The organism is Microbulbifer okhotskensis, assembly GCF_023895975.1.
Lineage (GTDB): Bacteria > Pseudomonadota > Gammaproteobacteria > Pseudomonadales > Cellvibrionaceae > Microbulbifer > Microbulbifer okhotskensis.
The window spans coordinates 1-4,756 of record NZ_JALBWM010000181.1 but is presented as its reverse complement, the minus strand read 5'-3'; the positions used below and the strand labels follow the sequence as shown (position 1 = coordinate 4,756).

At 55.9% G+C, this 4,756-nt stretch carries 6 protein-coding genes; 5 read left to right on the top strand and 1 reads right to left on the bottom strand.

What is annotated here, in order from left to right:
• The 3 genes from MO867_RS20560 to MO867_RS20550 all read left to right on the top strand — a co-directional run.
• Positions 1-215, top strand: a 215-nt coding sequence (locus tag MO867_RS20560; RefSeq protein WP_252472592.1) for a DUF7210 family protein, incomplete at its 5' end; no start/stop codon positions are given.
• 12 nt (positions 216-227) lie between these two features.
• Positions 228-980, top strand: coding sequence for a phage tail tube protein (locus MO867_RS20555; RefSeq protein ID WP_252472590.1), 753 nt, complete (start codon positions 228-230; stop codon positions 978-980).
• A gap of 3 nt (positions 981-983) precedes the next feature.
• Positions 984-1,439 (top strand): DUF6631 family protein, encoded by a 456-nt coding sequence (locus MO867_RS20550; protein ID WP_252472588.1) that lies wholly within the window; start codon positions 984-986, stop codon positions 1,437-1,439.
• Between the two features lie 50 nt (positions 1,440-1,489).
• On the opposite strand, the gene MO867_RS20545 is transcribed toward MO867_RS20550, so the two are convergent.
• Positions 1,490-1,648: a hypothetical protein gene (locus MO867_RS20545; RefSeq protein ID WP_252472586.1), complete on the bottom strand. Its 159-nt coding sequence runs from the start codon at positions 1,646-1,648 to the stop codon at positions 1,490-1,492.
• A 51-nt stretch (positions 1,649-1,699) separates the two neighbouring features.
• Between MO867_RS20545 and MO867_RS20540 the strand changes: the two genes are divergently transcribed.
• Positions 1,700-4,564, top strand: a complete 2,865-nt coding sequence (locus tag MO867_RS20540) for a phage tail length tape measure family protein (RefSeq protein WP_252472584.1) — start codon at positions 1,700-1,702, stop codon at positions 4,562-4,564.
• Positions 4,564-4,756: hypothetical protein (locus tag MO867_RS20535; RefSeq protein WP_252472582.1), on the top strand; the 193-nt coding region annotated here is incomplete at its 3' end. The genes MO867_RS20540 and MO867_RS20535, both read left to right, overlap by 1 nt.

Below are 4,756 nucleotides of genomic sequence, written 5' to 3'. Positions count from 1 at the left end.
TTACTCTGGATCGATGTTTTCTCTATCACTTACTTCATGGGGGACACCACGTCATGACCGCCAAGCAAACCGCCCCAAAAAGGGTAAAAGTCACTCTAATCGAGGCGCACACCCACCGGGGCCGGCCCTGTGAAAAGGGCGAAGAAATTGAGGTTACCGAAAATCAGCGCGACTGGCTTATTAAGCATAAAAAAGTCGCCGCACCAGGCAAATAAGGAGCTGGAGCAATGCAAGACTTTTCCCTACAGGGCAAGGTATATCTGGGCGAGCGCCTATCCACCGGCAAGCCGGGCAAAATGCACTGGGTCAACGATGTCGGCCTGCTGAATATTACTGCCAATGTCAGCTCGGAGAATCGCCAGGAATCCTACAGCGGCCAGCGCCTCACCAGCGCCACCTTAAATACCGGCACCGAGGTCAGTTTCTCCCTGACTCTGTATCACGCTACCGCCAGCAACCTGGCCATGGGGCTCTATGGTACCGAGCGCACTGTAACCAGTTCGACAGTGACCGACGAAGCCATCCCAGAAGTGGAAGCTGGCGATTCTGTGATATTGGATCGCGGCAATATTTCCAGCCTGGTAATCACCGACTCCAATGGCACCCCGGCCACTTTGGTGGACGGCACCAATTACCAGGTTACATCCAGCCCTGGCGGAGTTCTGGAATTTTTAGATGTAACTTCCTTTACCCAACCGTTTAATGCCGATTACTCCCACGGCGCCAGCACCGATATCACTATGTTCACCGAGTCCCCGCCGGTGCGTTACTTGATGCTGGATGGCGTTAACACCGTAGACGGTAGCGGCGAGCGAGTGCGCGGGCGCTTGTACAAGTGCAAATTTAATCCGGTGAGCCAGTTGGATTTGATTAATTCGAGTTTCGGCGAGCTGGCACTGACAGGTACTGCGCTATTTGATGCGCTGTCCGACCCGGATGAAGCCCTGGGCGGTTTTGGCCGCATCGAATTACTGGGTTAAGCCATGGCCAAAAAGCTGGAAAAAAAAGTATCTGCAGAATCCCAGGATGACCTGGAGATTCTGCACCCGGAGCGCACCCTGACTATTGCCGGCGAAAAAATTACCGTGCGTGAATACGGCTTTGTCGAGGGCTTGCGCCTGCGTCCACTGGCGGCGCCATTTCTCAAGGCACTGCACCAGGTAATGGGCAGCAGCGTAGCGCTCTCCCTGGAAGCGGTGTTGGATATCATCGCCGAGCACCATGAAATTATATTGCAGCTAATGGCCGTCGCCATCGACCGCGATGAGGACTGGCTGCACGGCCTCAATGATCCCGATGGCAATTTGCTGCTGATGACTTGGTGGGCGGTGACCGGCCCTTTTTTTCTGCGCTCTGTGCAGCAACGCAGGATCGCGGAACTGGTCGCGAGCAGAGCGCAAAAGCCCGAACCCGCTGGCGAGATATCTACACCACCCTGATCGCCAGCGGACACCCCCCGGAAAAAATCGGCAGTTATACCGAGCGGCAATTAATGCTCTACCACGATGCCGCCTTGCGCCGCGAACGCCACCAGCGGGCCGGGAACTTTTCCGATATACGCGCCGCATTTGTTGCCGACAAAAACGACAGCCAAAAGCACCTCCGCAGCCTGATTAAAGACTAAGCCAGCAGCGTTCGCCGCTGGCATTTTTGCCCCTGTTCAAAAGACGTTTCCCCCGGAACTCGCCATGATGCCCCCATGGCAAATCAAAACCTTGAACTCGCCCTCCGCATTCGTACCGATTTAAAGAATGCCGCTAAGCAGCTCGACCAGTTCGAGAAAGAGCTGGATGGTATTTCAGTCGCGGCCGCTGAGGCAGATGCGAACCTGGACAAAGTCACCGTCCCGCGAAAAGCGGACTCTGGCGGGCAACTAGAGCAACTAGAAAAAGACCTGGAAAATGTTTCTGAAGCAGCCAGTAATGCGGGTGCGGCTTTGGACAAGACATCGGCTGTAAAAGATACCGGAACAGCCAAGCAGTTGGACCAAATTGAAAAAGAGCTGCTTGATGTTACGGACGCGGCAGCAAAAGCCAGTGCAGGTATTCAACAAGTCACCGCATCTAATCAAAAAGTCACCGCATCTAATCAAACCTCTGCGACCACTAAAAATACGGCGGCGGTTAAAGCCAATAACAATGCTATGCGTGATGGCGCCATCTCCGCCGGCCAATACAAACAGGCCATGCGCCAGCTGCCGGCACAGATCACCGATATCACCACCAGCCTGGCTTCTGGTATGCCCGTGTGGCTGGTGGCCATCCAGCAAGGCGGCCAGATAAAAGACTCCTTTGGCGGTACCCGTGAAGCCGCCAAGGCCCTGGCCTCGACGATTAAACCCATTCCGCTATTACTCGGCAGCCTTGCCGCCGCCACGGCTACTGTGGTGCTGGCCCATGAGCAGGGCGCGGCCGAGAGCCGCCGCTATACCGAGGCGCTAACCCTGAGTGGTAATGCCGCCGGCACTAACAGCGACCAGCTCGCGGAAATGGCCAAACGTCTTGATGGTGTGGTGGGTACCCGCCGCGCAGCGTCAGCGGCACTCACTGAAATTGCTTCGGCCGGAAAGTTTACCGAGGCGCAAATGGAACAGGTCGCGCGCACTGCACTGAAAATGCAGGACGCCACGGGAAAGGCCATAGGTGCAACGGTAGATGAGTTTACGCAGTTGGCAGCCGATCCGGTCGGTGCCATCGAAAAGCTGAGTGAGAAGTACAACCACTTGGATGCGGCAGTCTATTCCAATATTGCCGCACTGCAGGCCCAGGGCCGTGAGATGGAAGCGGTACAACTTGCATTCGATACTCATGCCAACGAACTGGAGAGTCGTGCCGATGAACTGGCTGAAAATATCGGCCTGCTGGAACGGGGTTGGAAGCTGGTAAAAGAAGCCGCGTCTGAGAGCTGGGATGCAATGCTCGATGTCGGCCGCGAAGATACCCTGGAAGATGAGCTGGACCAGGTGAATGAGCGTATCCAGCGGCAACAGGAAATTTTGCGTGGCCGCCGCCGAGGAGAGACCAGTACCAGTCTTTCCGAACTCAAGGCCGAGCGCACCCGTTTGCAATTACGTATCCAGTTCCGCGATGCCATCTCCGCTGAACAAGCCGAGCGCGGAAAACTCAATAAGGAGGCCATTGCGGCCATGAAAGAGGTGGACCGCTTGGCGGCTTCCAACCTCACAAGTGAAGAAAAGCGCGTTGCTGCCATTAAAGAGTATCAAAAGCAGCTGGATAAAATCCGCCAAGCCAACCCCAACGACGCGCGCCTTAACGACGACACTATCGCCAACAATATTGCCGGCATTAATGCCCGTTACGCAGACAAGAAAAGCACCGACCGTGAAAGCAAAAGCTTGGAATCATTTGTTGCCCAGCTTGAGCGCCAGGCGGAAGTCCTGGGCAAAAGTGCCTCAGAAACCCGTGCGTACAATATCGCCGAAAAAGGATTGAGCGGCGAATTACTCGCCCGCGCCCAAGCCGCCAATGCCGCAATCACCGCTCAGGAAAAACTTAACCAGGCAACAGCAGATGCCAAGCAATTGGCCACCATTGAAAACCGGTTGCTCAGCCTTCAAGGCCGCACCGCCGAGGCCCGCAGCAATGACCTGGAAAACCAATACGCGGATTTGCTGCTGAGCCTGCAGGCCCGCAGCGATACCGCCGGCATCGAACTGGTCAACAGCCTAATCAATGTGGAAAAAGCCCAGGCGCAACTGGATGAACTCCAGGCCCAGGTGGCTCGCGTGCTGTCGGAGCAAAACCGGCAGGAACAAACCATCCGTGCACAACAGGAATCCGGCCTTATCACCGAGCTATCTGCCCGCGAGCAGTTGCTGCAATTACACCGAGATACTGCCGAGCAGGTGGATAGGTTAATTCCGCAAATGGAAGCCCTGGCCGAAGCCTCTGGCAACCCAGATGCCATTGAGCGGGTGCGGCAATTAAAAGCGGAAGTGGAGCAATTAGATTCTGTTACCAACGAGTACGGCACGACCATCAAAGACGCGCTGGAAGATAGTTTGACAGAGGGGTTTCAAGACCTGGCATCCGGGGCAGCCAGCCTGGGGGATGTGCTCAAAGATGTAATTGCTTCCATTGCCGACGCATTAGCACAGATGGCGGCTCAAAAGGCCTCCGCCCAGGCAGCTACAGCGGCAATGACAGTATTAGGCTACGCCGATGGCGGTTACACCGGCGCGGGCACTAAATACCAGGTCAAAGGCGTGGTCCACGCCGGTGAGTATGTGCAACCCGCCGAAGTCATGCGCGAACCCGGTGCCATGGCTTTTATGGAAAATTTCCGCCGCGAGGGGATGCGCTCCCTGGAGCGCTTCCGTGGCTACGCCGAGGGCGGCCCGGTTGGTTTATCCGCAGTCAATTACAACAGCCCCGCACAGGCTCTCGCCGCCAGTATGCCGGAGATGACTGTTAGGCAGCGCCTGCTGCCGGTGCTCGACAAGGATTTGATTTCTGATGCCCTGCGCGGACCCGAGGGCGAGCAATTAATCGAACTACATATCAAACGCAATCCGGGCAAATTCCGGCAAATGTTGGGGGGCTAATGAGTATTTATCGGCAGGCTGTGGCAAGCAACCATATTGATTTACTGGACCAAGTAGTGCGCCTGGTAACTGGCGCCGGAGAGGTTAGTAACCTGAGTTTTTCCGGTAGCGGCAATGGGCAATTACACAACCCAGATGCACACCCCGCAGCGGTGACTGAAACCTGGACCATCACTTGCACCGATGCCACGC